Source organism: Thioalkalivibrio sp. ALJ21, from assembly GCF_000378605.1.
Lineage (GTDB): Bacteria > Pseudomonadota > Gammaproteobacteria > Ectothiorhodospirales > Ectothiorhodospiraceae > Thioalkalivibrio.
Window position 1 is genome coordinate 578,547 of the sequence record NZ_KB905155.1, and the last position, 16,843, is coordinate 595,389.

The 16,843-nt window shown below is 65.6% G+C and carries 13 protein-coding genes; 9 read left to right on the plus strand and 4 right to left on the minus strand.

All coding sequences use genetic code 11. From position 1 onward, the window contains the following. Nucleotides 1-248 precede the first annotated feature (248 nt). The 5 genes from F579_RS0102715 (at nt 249) to F579_RS0102735 (ending at nt 5,382) form a co-directional block, all read left to right on the plus strand. Nucleotides 249-1,391 (plus strand): GGDEF domain-containing protein, encoded by a 1,143-nt coding sequence (locus F579_RS0102715; RefSeq protein ID WP_019025566.1) that lies wholly within the window; start codon nt 249-251, stop codon nt 1,389-1,391. Nucleotides 1,392-2,020: 629 nt separating this feature from the next. Further along, nucleotides 2,021-3,097 (plus strand): GGDEF domain-containing protein, encoded by a 1,077-nt coding sequence (locus F579_RS0102720; protein WP_019024380.1) that lies wholly within the window; start codon nt 2,021-2,023, stop codon nt 3,095-3,097. A 45-nt stretch (nt 3,098-3,142) separates the two neighbouring features. Beyond that, nucleotides 3,143-3,613 carry an aminoacyl-tRNA deacylase gene (locus F579_RS0102725; protein WP_019024379.1) on the plus strand — a complete coding sequence of 157 codons (471 nt, stop codon included), beginning with the start codon at nt 3,143-3,145 and terminating at the stop codon, nt 3,611-3,613. Between the two features lie 45 nt (nt 3,614-3,658). Beyond that, complete coding sequence (locus F579_RS0102730; protein WP_026301046.1) at nt 3,659-4,621, plus strand: daunorubicin resistance protein DrrA family ABC transporter ATP-binding protein; 963 nt, start codon at nt 3,659-3,661, stop codon at nt 4,619-4,621. Further along, nucleotides 4,618-5,382, plus strand: coding sequence for an ABC transporter permease (locus F579_RS0102735; RefSeq protein ID WP_019024377.1), 765 nt, complete (start codon nt 4,618-4,620; stop codon nt 5,380-5,382). The genes F579_RS0102730 and F579_RS0102735 overlap by 4 nt, the downstream gene beginning before the upstream one ends. A 27-nt stretch (nt 5,383-5,409) precedes the next feature. Here F579_RS0102735 and F579_RS0102740 read toward each other — a convergent pair whose 3' ends face one another. The 3 genes from F579_RS0102740 to F579_RS0102750 are packed head-to-tail and all read right to left on the minus strand — an operon-like array spanning nt 5,410 to nt 11,289. Next, nucleotides 5,410-6,996, minus strand: coding sequence for a TolC family protein (locus tag F579_RS0102740; RefSeq protein ID WP_019024376.1), 1,587 nt, complete (start codon nt 6,994-6,996; stop codon nt 5,410-5,412). Beyond that, nucleotides 6,989-10,063: an efflux RND transporter permease subunit gene (locus F579_RS0102745; RefSeq protein WP_019025567.1), complete on the minus strand. Its 3,075-nt coding sequence runs from the start codon at nt 10,061-10,063 to the stop codon at nt 6,989-6,991. Before F579_RS0102745 ends, F579_RS0102740 begins: the two co-directional genes overlap by 8 nt. Further along, complete coding sequence (locus tag F579_RS0102750; protein WP_019024374.1) at nt 10,060-11,289, minus strand: efflux RND transporter periplasmic adaptor subunit; 1,230 nt, start codon at nt 11,287-11,289, stop codon at nt 10,060-10,062. Before F579_RS0102750 ends, F579_RS0102745 begins: the two co-directional genes overlap by 4 nt. 161 nt (nt 11,290-11,450) lie before the next feature. On the opposite strand from F579_RS0102750, the gene F579_RS0102755 reads away from it, so the two are divergent. From F579_RS0102755 to arsJ, 3 genes are all read left to right on the plus strand, one after another. After that, nucleotides 11,451-11,927 carry a TspO/MBR family protein gene (locus F579_RS0102755; protein WP_026301045.1) on the plus strand — a complete coding sequence of 159 codons (477 nt, stop codon included), beginning with the start codon at nt 11,451-11,453 and terminating at the stop codon, nt 11,925-11,927. Nucleotides 11,928-12,001: 74 nt separating this feature from the next. Further along, entirely contained in the window at nt 12,002-13,015 is a 1,014-nt protein-coding gene (locus F579_RS0102760) for an ArsJ-associated glyceraldehyde-3-phosphate dehydrogenase (protein ID WP_019024372.1), read from the plus strand. Between the two features lie 5 nt (nt 13,016-13,020). Next, the gene (arsJ, locus tag F579_RS0102765) at nt 13,021-14,250 is read left to right on the plus strand and encodes an organoarsenical effux MFS transporter ArsJ (protein WP_019024371.1); all 1,230 of its coding nucleotides are present in this window, start codon (nt 13,021-13,023) and stop codon (nt 14,248-14,250) included. A gap of 27 nt (nt 14,251-14,277) precedes the next feature. Here arsJ and F579_RS0102770 read toward each other — a convergent pair whose 3' ends face one another. Next, nucleotides 14,278-15,150, minus strand: coding sequence for a LysR family transcriptional regulator (locus tag F579_RS0102770; protein WP_019024370.1), 873 nt, complete (start codon nt 15,148-15,150; stop codon nt 14,278-14,280). 280 nt (nt 15,151-15,430) lie between these two features. On the opposite strand from F579_RS0102770, the gene leuC reads away from it, so the two are divergent. Then, nucleotides 15,431-16,843, plus strand: coding sequence for a 3-isopropylmalate dehydratase large subunit (gene leuC, locus F579_RS0102775; RefSeq protein WP_019024369.1), 1,413 nt, complete (start codon nt 15,431-15,433; stop codon nt 16,841-16,843).

Consider the following 16,843-nt stretch of genomic DNA (forward strand, 5'->3'; position numbering starts at 1 on the left):
CACAAAAAACCCCCTCTGAAGGGGTGGTGGGTCGTGTAGATTGCTGGCAGGAAATTGGTATTGGCCTCCCTTAACATGGGTTAAGGGTTGTCGCTCACGAATATTAACTTGGGTTAAGGGCGTGGCGTAGCTTTCGCGTCGTGAATCCTCTGCACTGTGAGCGTCGACGGAGCTGGGTGCGGCCCTCGCGAAACACGATATTCGTCGCATCAACAGAAGACCAAGGCCGGTGCGTTTTAGGAGAACGGATGACTGTAAGAACACCGGAAGAAATCGAGAACGAGCGTCGCACTGTGCTCGTGAACATCTTTGCAACGTCAGGTTCATTCATTTTGTTCATCTTTGGCGTTCTGTCGATGTCGACGGGGTTCGTGGTTCTAGGTTCTGTTGTCCTTGGAGCATCGGTATTAAGTTTAGGATTGATGGTATATGGTCGGCTGTCTGGAAGGATCAGAACGGTTAGTTACCTTTTCTCAGCCCTTGCGTTCATGTTGGCAATATTTCTTGTTGTACATGGTGGTGTGAAAGGTTCCGGAGCCTACTTTTCATTCCCGCTGGCTGTCATCATGGTGATGACAGGGTTTACGAGCGTTCGTTTTACATTGACGATTTGTTCCCTGTTTCTCTCCGTTGTCGCGCTTGCACTTTTTGGCCCAGTAGGCGAGGGATGGGTATATCCCTATGGCGCCGATGAAAAGATGCACATCATGCTCGGCCTGGGCGTTCTCGTTTTGCTGGCGGTGTTCTCGGAATGGATACGGCTGCGGTCCTATTCCGCAACGCTTGACACCCACGAGCAGCTCAGGACGGATGCGCGATACGACGCGTTGACCAAACTGCTGAACAGGAGGGGGTTCGAGGAGGCGATGGCAGCCCTTCCCCCCGAACGCTTTCCTGTGGTACTGGCGATACTGGATCTTGATCATTTCAAGTCAGTGAATGACGAGCACGGGCACGAGGTGGGAGACCATGCACTTCGGGCCTTTGCCCGGCATCTGCGCCCCTGTGTGAGGGGAGGGGATCTGCTTTGCCGCTGGGGGGGGGAAGAGTTCCTCTTGCTGATCACCGAAGCCGGGCCAGATGAGGCCTTGGCCGTCGTGGACGACATTCGAATCGGCTTCGCGAGCACGGTGTTGCCCGTTGGCGAAAACGGCTTGAAGCTGACCTTCAGTGCGGGGTTGTCGTGCTTGCAGGATGCCGGGGGGTTTGAACAGGCATTGATCGAAGCCGATGAAAGCCTCTATCGCGCCAAGGACAGGGGGCGCAACCATCTGGAGTTGTCTGAAGCGGAACATACGGCGGTGGAGCCTGGCGAGGCCGGGCTTCAGCCTGTGTCTTCCGCGGTACCCCGGAACAAAGACCAGAAACCTCCAGATATTCTCCCGGCTTGAGCCAGCAATGCAGGGTTCCTTCATGGAATCCATCAGGGCCTCTGGGCATCGTCGGTCGGCTTCCTTCAACGGTTCCATTCTGGTCCCGACGTTTCCCCTGGTGGTCGTCTCTCGATCGCTCGCCGTTCGGCGAACGAGCTGGAAGGCTCTCGTGGTAGCGTCCAGCAGAACGGCCGATTGAGGTCCTCCCGCGAGAGAAGTCGTGCCAGGGGAACCTTGGGTCAGGGTTTGCGCACAGTCGTTGCGTGCTTTGGGACCGAGGAACATCGCCAGGGGTTCATCGCGGCGAGCGGAAGGTTTGCGCCATCTGGGCCGTCTCCTGTTCAACAGGGGCGCAATACTCGTGGGCTTTATTCAATCCATTGGCGGCCGATAGCGGCCTTCCTGTCTACGTCTCTGTACACTGCTGCTGCCGCGGTGGGCGATGGTTGCAGCCCATCCGGTGTCAGGGCGGTTTGTTGCGGAGCGTGGCGGTCCGCACTCGAGACGGCTGGCCTCCCGTGTGGGGTGGTGAATGGCAGTGCGGGAAGGGCCGCCGCGGGGTAGCAGGGAGTTTGACGAGCGCGACAGGATGCTTGCGCTGACCTGGGCCAGGAGGGCGAACCCGGCATTTCCGACGGAGGGGGCGGATGGCTGGAAGGACACCCGAGGCGATCGAGGCCGAACGCCGCGTACTGCTCGTATCGCTGTTTGCGACCGTCGGTTCGACGATCCTCGTGATATTCGGGACATTGGCCGTGATGGCCGGGCGCTCCGGCCTGGCGCTGGTGCTACTGGTGACGGCGGTCCTGTGTCTGGCGTTCATGCTGTACAGCCGCCTGACGGGGCGAGCCCGGGATGTGAGCTACTTCCTTTCGGCGCTTGCTTTTCTACTGGGGGTCTTTTTGATCCTGCACGGGGGAGTGGAAGGCACTGGCGTGTATTTCGCGTTTCCAGTGGCGATCATCATGGTGATGGCCGGGTTCACCAGTGTGCGTTTCACCATGTGGATTTGCGCGCTGTTCATCGCGGTCGTGGCGCTGGGGCTGTACGGGCCCTATAGCCAGGAATGGGTCTACCCCTACAGCCTGGTGGAGAAGAGCCGGATCATGGTGGCCCTCGCGGCGCTGGTTCTGCTGGCCGTGCTTGCCGAGTGGATGCGGGTGCGCTCGTACTCCGCGACGGTCGATACCCATGAACAACTGAGCGTCGATGCGCGCCGGGACCCCCTGACAGGTTTGCTGAACCGGCGTGGCTTCGAGGAAGCGATAGCCGAATTTTCGTCGGAACGTTTTCCCGCAGTGCTTTCGCTGATGGACCTAGATCATTTCAAGACCGTCAATGACCTACATGGTCACGAGGCAGGCGATGAAGTGATCCGTGCCTTCGCCGAGCATCTTCGCCGCAATCTCAAGGGCCGCGATCTCCTTTGCCGCTGGGGTGGCGAGGAGTTTGTGGTGCTCCTGGGCCAGGCGCAGCCGGATGAGGGTTGGGCCGTGCTCGATGACATTCGGCGGGACTTCGCCGGCACGAGACTGCCGATTGGCGACAATGGACTGCGAGTGACGTTCAGCGCGGGGCTGGCCTGTATGTGCGATGCACGTGATTTCGAGACGGCCCTCGCCCGGGCGGACCAGTGCCTCTACCGTGCCAAGGATGCCGGACGCAATCGCCTTCAAATCGCGGAGACCGAATACAAGCAAGGGGTTGCCGAGCCGGTCGGATGATGCGGGTCTATAGTCCGTGGATAAGGACAGCAAGAGGGCCGCAGCATGGGCATCGCGAGAACCCTGAGTGATTATCTGGCGGCGCAGGGCGTCGCCTTTGAGTTGGTCCGGCATCCGTATGCCAGCAGTGCGACCCGCACGGCGGAGGCCGCGCATGTGCCCGGCGATCGACTGGCGAAGGCCGTGCTCGTAGAGGATGCCGGGCATTACATGCTGGCGATCCTGCCGGCATCGCGGCGTCTGCACCTAGGGCAACTACACCACCTGATTGGTGAACACGTCGGGCTGGCCACCGAGCAGGAGGTGGCGGAACGCTTCCCCGATTGCGCCCTGGGTGCGATCCCGGCCCTGGCCGAGCCGTACGGCCTGGAGCCGCTACTGGACGAACATGCCCCCACTGAAGGGGATGTGTATCTGGAAGGTGGCGACCACGAGACTCTGGTCAAATTGCCGGCCCTCGCCTGGAGGGATTTACTCGGGACTCCCCGTCACGGGCTGTTTAGCCGTCATTTATAAAGCCACTTGGTTGCGCCCTCGGCTTGTGCGGTGAATGCTACGCCGATGGGATCAGCGATTCGTTTGCAGGGGCTGGTGCGTTCCTATAACGGCACGCGCGCGGTCGATGGCGTCGATCTGGAGGTCCTGAGCGGGAGCATCCTGGGGCTTCTGGGCCCGAATGGTGCCGGCAAGACGACAATCGTGCGCGTGCTCTCCACCCTGATCACGCCGGATGCGGGAACAGCGGAGGTGGGTGGCTTCGATGTCGTGCGCGATGCGGCACGGGTGCGCGAGATCATCGGGCTGACCGGGCAGTACGCCTCGGTCGACGAGAAGCTGACCGGCCGCGAGAACCTGTTGCTGATCGCGCGGTTGCTGGGCTTGGGCCGTGGTGGCGCTCGCCGACGTGCGGACGAGCTGCTCGGGCAGTTTCATCTTCTGGATGCGGCGAACCGTCCGGTGCAGACCTATTCCGGGGGAATGCGGCGGCGGCTGGATCTGGCGGCCAGCCTGGTCGGGAACCCCGCCATTCTCTTCCTCGACGAGCCGACCACCGGGCTGGACCCGCGGGCGCGCCGCGACCTGTGGAGCCTGGTGGGAGAACTGCGGGAGCAGGGAACCACCGTGCTGCTTACGACCCAGTATCTGGATGAAGCGGACGCGCTGGCAGATCGGATCGTGGTGCTGGATCGCGGGCGGATCATTGCCGAGGGGACCTCGGCGGAATTGAAGGAACGCGTGGGTGGTCGCTCGCTGTTCGTGGTGGTGGCGGACACGGCCCGGCTCGATGATGCGGCCGGAGCGATCGCGCCTATCGTCGGGGAACACCCGCAAGCGCGGGACAACACCCTGAGCGTCGCCGTGACGAGCAGTGCCGTGGTGCCGACCGTGCTGCGAGCCCTGGATCAGGCGGGGATCGAAGTGGTCGAACTCGGCCTGCGCACCGCGAGCCTGGACGATGTCTTTCTGGCGCTGACCGGGCATGCGGCCGAGGTTACGTCCGAGACGGCAGAGGAGGGGGCATGAAGTCGCTGGACCAGACGCTGGCCCTGGCCTGGCGCAGTCTCGTGCAGGTGCGTCGCAATCCCTGGGAGCTGGGGGATTACTCCATCCAGCCGATCCTGTTTCTGGTGCTGTTCCTGTACGTGTTCGGCGGCGCGGTGGCGGGCTCGACCGAAGCCTATCTGCCGTTCGTGCTCCCTGGCGTGATCGCGATGAACATGCTGTTTGTCACCGTTTATGTCGGGCATGGCCTGAATACGGATTTGACGCGTGGGGTGTTCGACCGCTTTCGCGCTCTGCCCATTCCCCGCTGGGCGCCGCTGGCCGGGCGCATCCTGGCCGATCTGCTGAAACAGGCGCTTTGTATCGCGCTGCTGTTGATCGTGGGGGTGTTGCTGGGCTTTCGGATCGAGACCTCGGTCTGGGAGGTGCTGGCGATGGTGGCGCTGGTGCTGATCTTCGCCTCGGCCGCATCGTGGATCATGGTGCTGGTCGGCGTATTGTCCCGCGACCCGGAGCATGTACAGCTGTTCGGTTTCACGGCGTTGTTCCCGGTGACGTTCGTCTCCACCGCGTTTGTACCGCTGGAGACGATGCCCGCCGTGCTGCAGCCCTTCGTGCAGGCCAACCCCGTCTCGTTGCTCGCGGACGCATCGCGCGCCCTGTTGAGCGGAGGCGATGCGCTGGAGCCCGCTTTGTGGACCCTCGTCTGGGCTGCCGCGATTGCGGTGCTCTTTGCACCGCTGTCCGTCTGGGCCCTGAATCGGCGTCTGGCGCGGGGATAGAGGCCCAGGAGAGGCGCCCCTTCGAAATTACATGCGCAGGTCCACGCGCTCGGAGCCCGGTGCGTCGATCCCGCGGTGCAGCAGCAGCGTACCGCTCGCGTTCAGGAGCTCGGTGGTCAACTGGCGAAAGCGCACAACCGTCTCGGTCAGGCGCAGACGGCTTTCCAGCAGGTCGCGCTGGGCCTGAGCCACGGCCAGCGCTGTCCCGGCTCCGACGCGGAATCGGGTCTGCTCGACGCGCAGGAGTTCCTCCTGCAGCTCGATGGTCTCTTCCTGCGCGCGGATCTGCTCGCGCACGCGGGCGGCGTCGAACCAGACCGAGCGCACGTCTTCGATTGCCAGTTGTTCCAGGTTGGCCAGGGTCTCGGCGATCTGCTGCCGTGTGAGGCGGGCGCGCGTATGCTCCGCCTCGGCGGCGCGGTTGCCGATCGGCATCTCGAAGCGCAGCCCCGCGGCGAGGTCGTAGCCGTCGCCCTGGGTATCGCGGAAGGTGCGCCCGAAACTGTCCGCATAGCCGGATTGGCCGAGCGTGACGAAGAAGTCCAGCCGGGGCAGGAGCCCATTGCGGGTGCGGATCACCTCCAGATCGTCGCGTTGCACTCGCAGGCGGGTTTCGTTCAAATCCGCGCGGTGATCGCGGGCCAGCGCCACGTAGGTATCAAGCGGCTCGATCTCGTACCGGTCCAGTGCCGGTTCGGAGCTGGTCAGGAGCCGCGTGTCCCACAGGCCCCCGTCGTCCTGGATCAAGCGCGCCAGGGTGTCCTGGGCGCGGGCGCGTTCGCTGCGGGCATCGATCAGCCCCTGGCGACGCAGGGCGACCTCAGCGCGTGCGGATACGGCCTCGGTCTCTGGCCGATCACCGGCATCGATGCGGCGTTGCGTCTCGTCCAGTTGCTGGCTGGCGACCGCCAGGGCCTCCTCGAAGATCTCGATCTGCTCGCCGGCGAGCACCAGGTCCCAGTAGGCGGTCTCGACGTCCGTGATCAGCTGCTCGACGAACGCGCGCACCTCGTATTCCGTAGCCTCGACGTCCAGCCCGGCCTGCTGCAGGCGCACCAGATTCGACTCGATCCGGCCTCCACGCAGAAGGGCCTGGGTCAGCGTCAGCCCGGCGCGCGAGGAGAACTGGGTCTGGTCGACGCGCGAACTGCTGGCGCGCTGGCTGCGCACGGACAGGCTCAGGTCGGTACCCGTCGGGAGCGCCTGACGAATGCCCGCCTCGCCGAAGCGTTGGGTCGAGGTGACCTCGTCGGTATCTTCTTCGGCCTCCTCCAGCAGCCGCACGCTCTGGTCACGGCTGACCTCGACCTCGGCGAACAGCTCGGGGTCGAATACGGCGCGCTCCTGTGCCTCGAAGGTACCCGCGATCGCGGTCTGCAGGCGTTCGGCGCGCAGGCCGCGGTTGCTTTCCAGCGCTCGTGCGACTGCTTCTTCCAGCGAAAGCGTCTCCTCACCGACCGGCTCGCGGGCGAACGGATCGATTGCCATCAGCTGTTCGGCCGGCAATGAAAGGCGCAACCCGTTGCCTGTCGGCTCGTCTTCCTCTGCCGTGGCGGGAATGGCCAGGGCCAGCGAAGCCAGCAGTGGCAGGGCGACTCGGTACAGGCTAGGCATCTTCGGTTCCGACTCGGTAGACGGGTTGCGGGCGTTCTCCGCGACGGTGGAACAGCAGGTACAGCGTCGGGATCAGCACCAGGGTGATCAGGGTAGACGACAGGAGCCCGCCGATCACTACCCGCGCCATCGGCGCCTGGGCCTCGCCGCCGTCGCCCATGCCGATGGCCAGCGGCGAGAGGGCCAGTATCGTAGTCAGCGTGGTCATCAGGATGGGTCGCAGACGCTCGCCCGCGGCGGCCACGACGGCCTCGTGCAGGTCCATGCCGTCGTCGCGGTGCCGCCGGGCCATGCGGTCCACCAGGAGAATCGCATTGTTCACCACAATGCCGACCAGCAGCAGCACGCCGATCAGCGACTGAACGTTGAGCGTGGTGTTGGTGAGGATCAGCGCACCGGTCACCCCGATGATCGCGAGCGGGATCGAGAACATCACGATCAGGGGATCGCGCAGGGATTCATACAGGCTGGCCATGACCATGTACACCAGCAGGGTGGCCAGCATCGTACCCAGCAGCAGCTCCGAGAAGGCGGCTTCCTGTTCTTCGATGTCGCCCGTGACGGAGTAGTCGATCTCCTCGGGCAGCGGGATGTCGGCCAGGGCCTCGCGGACCGAGGCCGCCACTTCACCCAGCGAGCGGTCGCCCAGATTGATGAACAGCGTCCGTACGCGGGCCTGTTCACGTCGTTCGATGCTGTCGGGCCCGATCTCGGTGTCGAAGGAAATCAGGCTGCGCAAGGCGACGCGTTCGCCGTCCTCGCTGCGCACGGTCAGGTTAAGCAGGTCGTCCAGCGAGCTCTGGTCGGCGTCGCGCAGCTGGACCCAGATGCGGGTCTCGTCGCCCCCCGCGCGCAACTGCCCGGCGCTGGAGCCGCCCAGTGCGGTCTCCAGCGTCTGGGCGATCGTTCGCACATCCACGCCGAGGTCGGCGGCGCGGTCGCGATGGATGCGGGTGGCGAATTCGGGCTGGCCGCCATCGGTCCCCACCCGCGTGTCCGTAATGCCGGGGACATCGGCCAGCGCCTCCTCGAAGCGCTCGAGTACCGCATTCATGGTCGAAAGCTCGAAGCCGCGCACCTCGACCGATAGACGCTCCTCGTCATCGCCACGGCCGAATCCGCGGAAGAAGATGTTGCTGGAGGCGCGGACACGAATCTCGGTTCCCGGCGGGGTGCCCAGGGCCTCGCGCAGGGCAGCGGCAATCTCCTCGGAAGAGCGGCTGCGACTGTCGCGCGAGCCGACCATTACACGCATGTTGCCGGAAGCGGGCGACGATGCACGGAAGGCCGAGGCGCCCGAGCTGGACACCAGGTTCTGGAGCTCCGGCACCTCGTCGCGAATCACCTCTTCCAGGCTGGCCATGGTGGAGTACAACTCTTCGAGTGGTGTCCCCGGTTCCATGGAGACATGCACGCGCAGTTCGCCCTCGTCGGTGGCCGGCAGAAACTCGGTGCCGACGCCGCGCAGACCGGCCAGTGCGATGACCATCAGCAAGGCACTGATCCCGATCACCATCCAGGGATGCGCCAGCGTGCCGCGCAGAAGGCCCTGATAGCGCCGTTCCATGCGGGCGAGGGCGCTGGTGTCGCGCCTGGGCATCGGGGCGCGTGCCATCAGCATTGGCACCACGGTCAGGGCCACGATCAGCGAGGCGGCCAGCGCGAAGGCAACCACGGCGGCGAGTGGTTTGAACAGCTGCCCGGCCAGTTCTTGGGCGAAGAACAACGGCAGAAAGATGGCGACGGTGGTCAGTGTACTGGCGATGATCGCGGGTGCCACACGCCCGGTACCACTGACGGCCGCCTCGATCGCGCTTTGCTCCGCGTGTTCTTCCCGCCTTCGGGCGATGCTCTCGATCACCACGATCGCGTTGTCGACCATTAGGCCCACACCCAATGCGATCCCGCCCATGGTCATCAGGTTGAGTGAGTGCCCGCCGAAGTAGACGAGTCCGAAGGTCGAGATGACCGCCAGAGGAATCGCGGTGGCCGCCACCAGTGTGTAACGGATGTTGCGGAGGAAGACGAGCAGAACCAGAACGGCCAGCGCGCTCCCGTAGAGGATGGACTGACCGACATTGGTGATGGAGCTGCGGATGAATCCCGCCTCGTCCGTGACGGCGCGGATGTCGATCTGCGGGAAGTCGCGGTTGAGACGGACCAGTTCGGCATGGACCGCTTCGGAGACCTCGACCGTATTGGCGTCCGCCAGTTTGCGCACGGCCAGCTGGACGCCTTCTTCCTGGTTGACTCGGAAACGGCGTGTGACGCGCTGGTGGGTATCGCGGACCTCGGCGACCTGATGCAGGTAGGTCACGCCATCCTCGCTGCGCTGGACCACCGTATCGCGTATCTCGCCCACCGAGCGGAACTCGGCCGGTGTACGCAGCCGGTATTCGCGGCGACCGTCCATGATCGGGCCGCCGGGGGTAATCACGTTGGCATCGCGAATTCGATTGCGCAGATCGTCCAGCCCCAGGTCGATCGCCTGTATCCGGTCTGGATCGACCTCGACGCGCACCTCTCTCTCCAGCCCGCCAAACGTATCCACCGCGGCCACCCCGGGGATGCGCTCCAGGCGCGGGGCAATGCGGTTGTCGATCAGGGTGCGCAGATGGATCGCGTCGAGCTGCGAGCCGACGCCCAGGCGCATGATGGGCGAGTCCTGGGTGTCGAACTGGCGCACCAGGGGGCGGTCCGCCTCATCCGGCAGCTGACCTTCAATACGCGCCAGACGATCGCGCAGGTCGTCAACGGCCTGTCGGATATCGGTGCCCCAGGCAAAGTTGACGCGCACATTGCTGTTGCCTTCGGCCGAAGTGGACCGGATCTCCTGGGCCCCGGTGATTGCGGCCGCTGCCTGTTCCACCGGACGGGTCACCAGTTGCTCGACCTCCTCGGCCCCGGCGTTGGGGTAGGAGGTCATCACCGTGACCACCGGATAGGTGATGTCGGGCAGGAGGTCGACCGGGAGGCGGGTCAGCGCGGTCAGGCCCAGGATCACCACGATCAGGGCCACCATGCTGGTCAGCACAGGGCGGTGGACGGTAAGTCGAGCCGGATTCACGGCTCTTCGGTCTCCGACATGCTCGGGGCGAAGTCCGCGCCGGGCACACTGCGCGGGTCGGTCAGGCGCAGCGGGGTGCCATCGGCGAGCAGGTGCTGCCCGAGCACCACCACCTCGGTGCCCTCTGGCAACTCGGGCTCCAGCAGTTCGATCCAGTTGCCGTCACGCACGCCGGTAACGGCCATGTGGCGGCGCGCCTCGGGGCGGTCGCCACTGCGGTCGACGCTGAACAGGGTGGGACCCGCCTCGCGCTGGATGATGGCATCCCGAGGTATCGCCAGGGTGTCCGAGCGCTGGCCGAGGGTGATCGCGGTCTCGACAAACATCCCGGGCCGCAGCCGTTCATCGTCGTTCGGTACCTCGACCTCGATCCGTGCCTGGCGCGAACCCGGGCGAAACTCCGGGGAGATCCGTGTGATGGTGCCTTCGAATAACGCGTCGGGGTACGAGGAGGTGCGCACGGTCGCTTCCTGGCCGCGCGAGATCCTCGAATAATCCGCCTCGGTGACCGCCAGAATCGCGCGCACCGGCTGCAGGGTGACGAGCGCAAGCGCGGGTTCGTTGGCGCTGATTACCGAGCCGGGGTCGACCAGGCGTTCGGCCACCCAGCGGGTGGTGCTGCCCGGGTCGGCATCGATACGCGTATAGCCCAGCTGGATCTCGCGGGTGCGCAGGGCAGAGCGGCGTTGTCGAATCTGGGACTCGGCAAGGGCCACGCGGGTCTGTGCCAGCGCGAGTTCGGTCTCGGCGGCCTCAAGCTCCGAGCGCGAGGCAATTCCCTGATCGCGCAATTCGCGGGTGCGCTGCAGGTCGCGCTGGGCGGCGTTGCGGCTGGCGACGGCCTCCGCCAGGCTGGCTTCGGCCACTTCCAGCTCGGCCTCGGCCTGGGTGACGTCCTGCTCGAATTCCTCGGTGTCCAGCTGCAGCAGAGGATCGCCCGGTTCCACTCGGTCGCCCAGGTTCACGAAGACTTCGGCGACGCGTCCCCCGACGCGTGGTGTCACCACGATGCGATCGGCGCCCTCGATACTGCCGGTGAAGCGGCGGCGTTCCACCAGATCCTGCTGTTGCACGGTGGCGACGGCGACGGCCACGGGCCGGGTTTCGCCGCCACCGGAGCGCGCGGAAGAGGCCTGTTCGTCATCCGGGCCCCAAAAGAGCCAGGCGAGCACACCGCCCGCCAGGAGGAACAGGACCAGGGTGATCAGGGTGGAGAGCTTGGGCATGCACGCGGCTCGAAATGGGTGAACGGGATCACGTTTAGCTGCGAGTGTGCCGCAAGCCGCTGAATCGCGCATGAACCTCGTTCAGTTTGCTGATTTCGGTTCAAACTCCCTGCGTCGGGGTCTACAAGCAAGGGTACGGGGCACGCGAGAGAGGAGGGTCGATGATTAATACAAGGGACGGAGTCGGACTGGTGGGCTGGGTGGCGCTGGTGTTCCTGGTGGCCTCCGCGGGTGGTTATGCCACCAGCCTGTCGGTACAGGACTGGTACCAGACGCTGGAGCGACCCGAGCTGAATCCGCCCGATGCCCTATTCGGCCCGGTCTGGACCGTCCTGTTTGCGCTGATGGCCGTGGCCGCCTGGCGGGTATGGCGTCGCACCGGCTTCGCGGGTGCACCGCTCGCGATGGGGCTGTTCCTCGCCCAGCTGGTGTTGAACCTGGGCTGGTCCGTACTGTTCTTCGGGATGCAACGGCCCGATCTGGCACTGGTCGAGATCCTGATCCTCTGGCCCCTGATCCTCGCGACCCTGATCGTCTTCTGGCGCCACGACCGAATCGCGAGCGCGCTGCTGGTGCCGTACCTGCTGTGGGTAGGTTTTGCGATCTACCTGAACGCGGCTATCGTCGCTCTCAACTAGGGGCACTGCTCAGTCTGTAATGCGGTTGTCATGATCGGGAGGTATCCTGACGCGATTTTTCGCGGGAGGGCGTCATGGCCGTACGGGTCGGCATCAATGGGATGGGGCGGATCGGCCGCCTGGCGCTGCGTGCGGCTTGGGATCGCGATGACCTCGAGATCGTGCACCTGAACGAGGTCGCGGCGGACGGTACGGTTACCGGACACCTGCTGGAGTTCGATTCGGTGCATGGGCGCTGGGATCACGGCATCCAGGCCGAGCCGGATGCCCTGCGGATCGACGGCCGCAGCCTGCGCCACACGCAGCTGGGCGAACCGGGGCAGGTGCCCTGGGCCGAGTCCGGTGTAGATATCGTGATCGATGCCAGCGGCGCCTTCCGCACCATGCAGACCCTGCAGCCGCACTTCGACCGCGGGGCCCGGCGCGTGGTCGTCGCGGCACCCGTGAAAGACGAGCGTGCGCTGAACGTAGTGATGGGCGTCAACGATGCGGCCTACGATCCGGCCCGGCACCGCGTCGTCACCGCTGCCTCCTGCACCACCAACTGTCTGGCGCCCCTGGTCAAGGTGCTGCACCCGGCCCTGGAGATCCGCCACGGGACGATCCTGACGGTGCATGACATGACCGCCACGCAGTCGCCTGTGGACCTGCCGCGCGACAATCTGCGCCGGGCCCGTGCGGCCGGGTTGAACCTGATCCCGACCACCACCGGCTCGGCGAAGGCGATCGGCGACATCTTCCCGGAACTGAACGGACGGCTGAACGGCCATGCGGTGCGCGTGCCGCTGATGAATGCCTCGCTGACGGACTTCACCTTCGAGGCGGCGCGCGAGACCTCCGCGGAGGAGGTGAACGAACTGCTGCGCTCGGCGGCCGAGGGCGAGCTCGCCGGCATCCTGGGCTTTGAGGAACGCCCGCTGGTCTCCAGCGACTTCCGCACCGACCCGCGCTCGTCCATTGTCGATGCGCAGTCGACGATGGTGGTGGATGGGACGCAGGTGAAGGTGCTGGCCTGGTACGACAACGAATGGGGCTATGCCAACCGGCTGGTCGAACTGGTCGCGCGCGTGGCCGAGCAGGGCGTGTAGGACGGATGGGCAGCCCGGCCGAAACGCCGAACGCACCGCCCACCCTGGGGCTGGGCGCCTACGCGCGCATCACCGCGAACTACTGGGCGTTTACCGTCACCGACGGCGCGATCCGCATGCTGGTCGTGTTGTTCTTCCACCAGCTGGGCTACAGCCCGCTGGAGATCGCGTTCCTGTTCCTGTTCTACGAGCTGTTCGGGGTGATCACCAACCTGACCGGCGGCTGGCTGGCCGCGCGGCTGGGAGTGAACACGACGATGATCGGCGGGACCTTGTTGCAGGTTGCGGCGCTGCTGATGCTCACGGTGCCCGAGGCCTGGCTGGGCGTGGCCTACGTGATGTTCGCGCAGGCGCTGTCGGGCATCGCCAAGGATCTGAACAAGATGAGTGCCAAGTCCGGGGTGAAGCTGGTGGCCGGCGACGGGGAGGGGCGGCTGTTTCGCTGGGTGGCGGTCCTTACCGGATCGAAGAACGCGCTGAAGGGGGTGGGCTTCTTCGTCGGCGGTGCGCTGCTGTACTCGGTCGGGTTCCAGATGGCGCTGGTGATCCTGGCCGGGATGCTGGCGGTGGTGATGCTGTTCTCCATCGTCGGCCTGCCGCGCGGGCTGGGGAAGGTCGGGGGCAAGCCGAAATTCACCCAGATGTTCTCCAACTCCGCCGCGATCAACGTGCTCTCGGCCGCGCGGTTCTTCCTGTTCGGCGCACGCGATGTCTGGTTCGTGGTCGCCTTGCCGGTATTCCTCAGCGCGACACTTGACTGGAACCACATGCAGGTGGGGGCGTTCCTGGCGCTGTGGGTGATCGGTTACGGGGTCGTGCAGGCCTCGGTGCCGCGCCTGCTGGGCCGCGGCGGGCTGCATCCGACTGGGCTGACCGCGCGGTTGTGGGCCTTCATCCTGATGCTGCTGCCCATCGGCATCGTAATCGGCCTGGAGACGGGGCTGGACCCGGCCTGGGTGCTGATGGTCGGGCTGGGCGTGTTTGGCGTGGTGTTTGCGATCAACTCCGCCGTGCACTCGTTCCTGATCCTCGACTACGCAGAGACCGACCGGGTCGCGATGAAGGTCGGCTTCTACTACATGGCCAATGCCGGTGGGCGTCTGGTCGGCACCGTCGCCTCCGGTGCCATCTTCATGGTCTGGGCTCTGGAGGGCGCGCTGATCGCCTCCACCCTGTTCATCTTCGCCACCTGGATGATCTCCTCCCTGCTCCCCCGCGAGGCCGCACGCGCCTGAGACGGTGGTTCGACTGCAGTCATCAAATTACTGTAATTCCTCGATCACCGCCGCAAGGGTTCGCGAGCGGTAGCGGTCCGCGTGGCGGACCCAGCCGAGCTGGCGGGTGATGGATGGGGCGGGCCATTCGAGGATGGTCAGTTCGTCGGTGGCCATGGTGCGGGGGAGGAAGCCGATCCCGAGGCCGGCGGCGATCATCATGCGGATGACCTCCAGGTACGGGCTCTCCTGGGCAGCGGCGGGGTGCAGGCCCTCTGCGGCCAGGGCCTGATCGATCTGGCGGCGGGTGGTGGAGCCCAATGGCGGCAGGATCGCCGGCCAGTCGTGCAGGCGCTGCAGGGTGTCCTGCGGCGCATCCTGGGCGCGACTGCGGGCGATCATCGGGACCAGTTCGTCGGTCCAGACGGTGTGCGCCTCGGCGTCTTTTGGCAGGTCGGCGGGCAGGGTGGCCAGGGCCAGGTCGGCGTCGCCGTGCATCACTGCCTCGATGCCGGCCTCGGAATCCATGAACGCGAGTTCCAGCTCCAGCTCGGGGTAGCGGGTGCGCAGGGCGGCCAGCGGGGCGGGCAGGCGGTGCAGGGCGATGTGGTGCGAGGTGGCCAGGCGGATGCGGCCACGCACGACCTGGTCGAGGTCGGCCACCTGCTGCTCGATCGCGTGCAGGCGGGCCAGGATCTCGCGTGCCTCGGGCAGCAGGCGCTCGGCGACCTCGGTGGGTCGTACGCGGCGCCCCTGGCGCTCGAACAGGGGGCGTTGGAGTGTCGCTTCCAGCGACTGGATGCGCTTGCTGATCGCCGGCTGGGTCAGATGCAGCCGCTCGGCCGCGGCGGAGAAGGCGCCGGTATCGACCACCGCCACGAAGGCCTGCAGGGACTCGATGCTGAGCTGTTCCGGGCGCATCCTCCGCCTCCGTGGGATAATGAACGGCTGACTGATGCGACTCCGCATCGCCAATTCATAACTATATGGAATGGTAAAGATAATAAATCGGATTTGAAAGAATGGAAGAGCGGCCGCAGACTGGCAATGCGGTGGTACCGCTCGTCTGCAGGAGGCCAGCCCTCTGGCCGATCCGGCGTCGGGGCCCATCGGCCAGAGGGCTGGCCTCCTACAGGGGGCTTTGGCGGGCGCTCACCGAAAATATGGCAGGAACATCGCGGCGCGGCCGCGGGAGCAGGTGATGGCAGGCAAGACACTGTACGACAAGCTGTGGGAGGCGCATGTGGTGCGCGAGGAGCCGGATGGCTCGACGCTGCTCTACATCGACCGCCACCTGGTGCACGAGGTGACCAGCCCGCAGGCCTTCGAGGGTCTGCGTCTGGCCGGGCGCAAGCCCTGGCGCGGGGATTCCGTGCTGGCGGTGCCGGACCACAATGTGCCCACCGCCAATCGCGACCGCGGGATCGAGGATCCGGTCTCGCGCACCCAGGTGGAGACGCTGGAGACCAACGTCACGAGCCTGGGGCTGAAGTTCTTCCCGATGGCGGATGTGCGCCAGGGCATCGTGCATGTGATCGGCCCCGAGCAGGGGGCCACCCTGCCGGGCATGACGGTCGTCTGCGGCGACTCGCATACCTCCACCCACGGCGCGCTGGGCGCGCTGGCCTTCGGCATCGGCACCTCCGAGGTCGAACACGTGCTGGCCACGCAGTGCCTGTGGCAGAAAAAGACCAAGGCCATGCAGATCCGCGTGGAGGGCGAGCTGCGCCCGGGCGTGACCGCCAAGGATGTGGTGCTGGCGATCATCGGCCGCATCGGTACCGCTGGCGGCACCGGCTATGCGATCGAGTTCGCCGGCTCGGCGATTAGCAGCCTGTCGATCGAGGGCCGCATGAGCATCTGCAACATGTCCATCGAGGCCGGGGCCCGCGCGGGCATGGTCGCGGTGGACGAGAAGACCATCGAGTACGTGCGCGGCAAGCCACAGGCGCCGAGCGGCGAGTTGTTCGAACAGGCCGCAGAATACTGGCGCACGCTGGTCTCCGACCCCGACGCCGAGTTCGACGCGGTGGTGGAGATGGATGCCGCCGAGATCGCCCCGCAGGTGAGCTGGGGCACCTCGCCGGAGATGGTCGCGTCGATCGACGGCCGTGTGCCGGACCCGGCCGCCGAGTCCGATCCGGTGCGCGCCGAGGGCATGAAGCGTGCGCTGGAGTACATGGATCTGCAGCCGAACACACCGATGACCGAGATCCGTCCGGACAAGGTGTTCATCGGCTCCTGCACGAACTCGCGGATCGAGGACCTGCGCGCGGCCGCCGAGGTGGTCAAGGGCCGCAAGAAGGCCGACAACATCAAGCTGGCGATGGTGGTGCCGGGCTCCGGGCTGGTGAAGCAGCAGGCGGAGCAGGAAGGGCTGGACCGGATCTTTCTGGATGCCGGCTTCGAGTGGCGCGAGCCGGGCTGTTCCATGTGTCTGGCGATGAACGCGGACCGACTGGAGCCGGGCGAGCGCTGCGCCTCGACCTCGAACCGAAACTTCGAGGGCCGCCAGGGGCAGGGTGGGCGTACCCATCTGGTCAGCCCGGCGCTGGCCGCTGCGGCCGCTGTGGCCGGGCACTTCGTCGAACCGTCGGCACTGAAGGAGGCGTAA

What these genes read in the sequence shown, in the direction of transcription:
- F579_RS0102715 (WP_019025566.1), top strand. Translation starts at nt 249, where the DNA reads ATGACTGTAAGAACACCGGAAGAAATCGAGAACGAGCGTCGCACTGTG.
- F579_RS0102720 (WP_019024380.1), top strand. Translation starts at nt 2,021, where the DNA reads ATGGCTGGAAGGACACCCGAGGCGATCGAGGCCGAACGCCGCGTACTG.
- F579_RS0102725 (WP_019024379.1), top strand. Translation starts at nt 3,143, where the DNA reads ATGGGCATCGCGAGAACCCTGAGTGATTATCTGGCGGCGCAGGGCGTC.
- F579_RS0102730 (WP_026301046.1), top strand. Translation starts at nt 3,659, where the DNA reads ATGGGATCAGCGATTCGTTTGCAGGGGCTGGTGCGTTCCTATAACGGC.
- F579_RS0102735 (WP_019024377.1), top strand. Translation starts at nt 4,618, where the DNA reads ATGAAGTCGCTGGACCAGACGCTGGCCCTGGCCTGGCGCAGTCTCGTG.
- F579_RS0102740 (WP_019024376.1), bottom strand. Translation starts at nt 6,996, where the DNA reads ATGCCTAGCCTGTACCGAGTCGCCCTGCCACTGCTGGCTTCGCTGGCC.
- F579_RS0102750 (WP_019024374.1), bottom strand. Translation starts at nt 11,289, where the DNA reads ATGCCCAAGCTCTCCACCCTGATCACCCTGGTCCTGTTCCTCCTGGCG.
- F579_RS0102755 (WP_026301045.1), top strand. Translation starts at nt 11,451, where the DNA reads ATGATTAATACAAGGGACGGAGTCGGACTGGTGGGCTGGGTGGCGCTG.
- F579_RS0102760 (WP_019024372.1), top strand. Translation starts at nt 12,002, where the DNA reads ATGGCCGTACGGGTCGGCATCAATGGGATGGGGCGGATCGGCCGCCTG.
- arsJ (WP_019024371.1), top strand. Translation starts at nt 13,021, where the DNA reads ATGGGCAGCCCGGCCGAAACGCCGAACGCACCGCCCACCCTGGGGCTG.
- F579_RS0102770 (WP_019024370.1), bottom strand. Translation starts at nt 15,150, where the DNA reads ATGCGCCCGGAACAGCTCAGCATCGAGTCCCTGCAGGCCTTCGTGGCG.
- leuC (WP_019024369.1), top strand. Translation starts at nt 15,431, where the DNA reads ATGGCAGGCAAGACACTGTACGACAAGCTGTGGGAGGCGCATGTGGTG.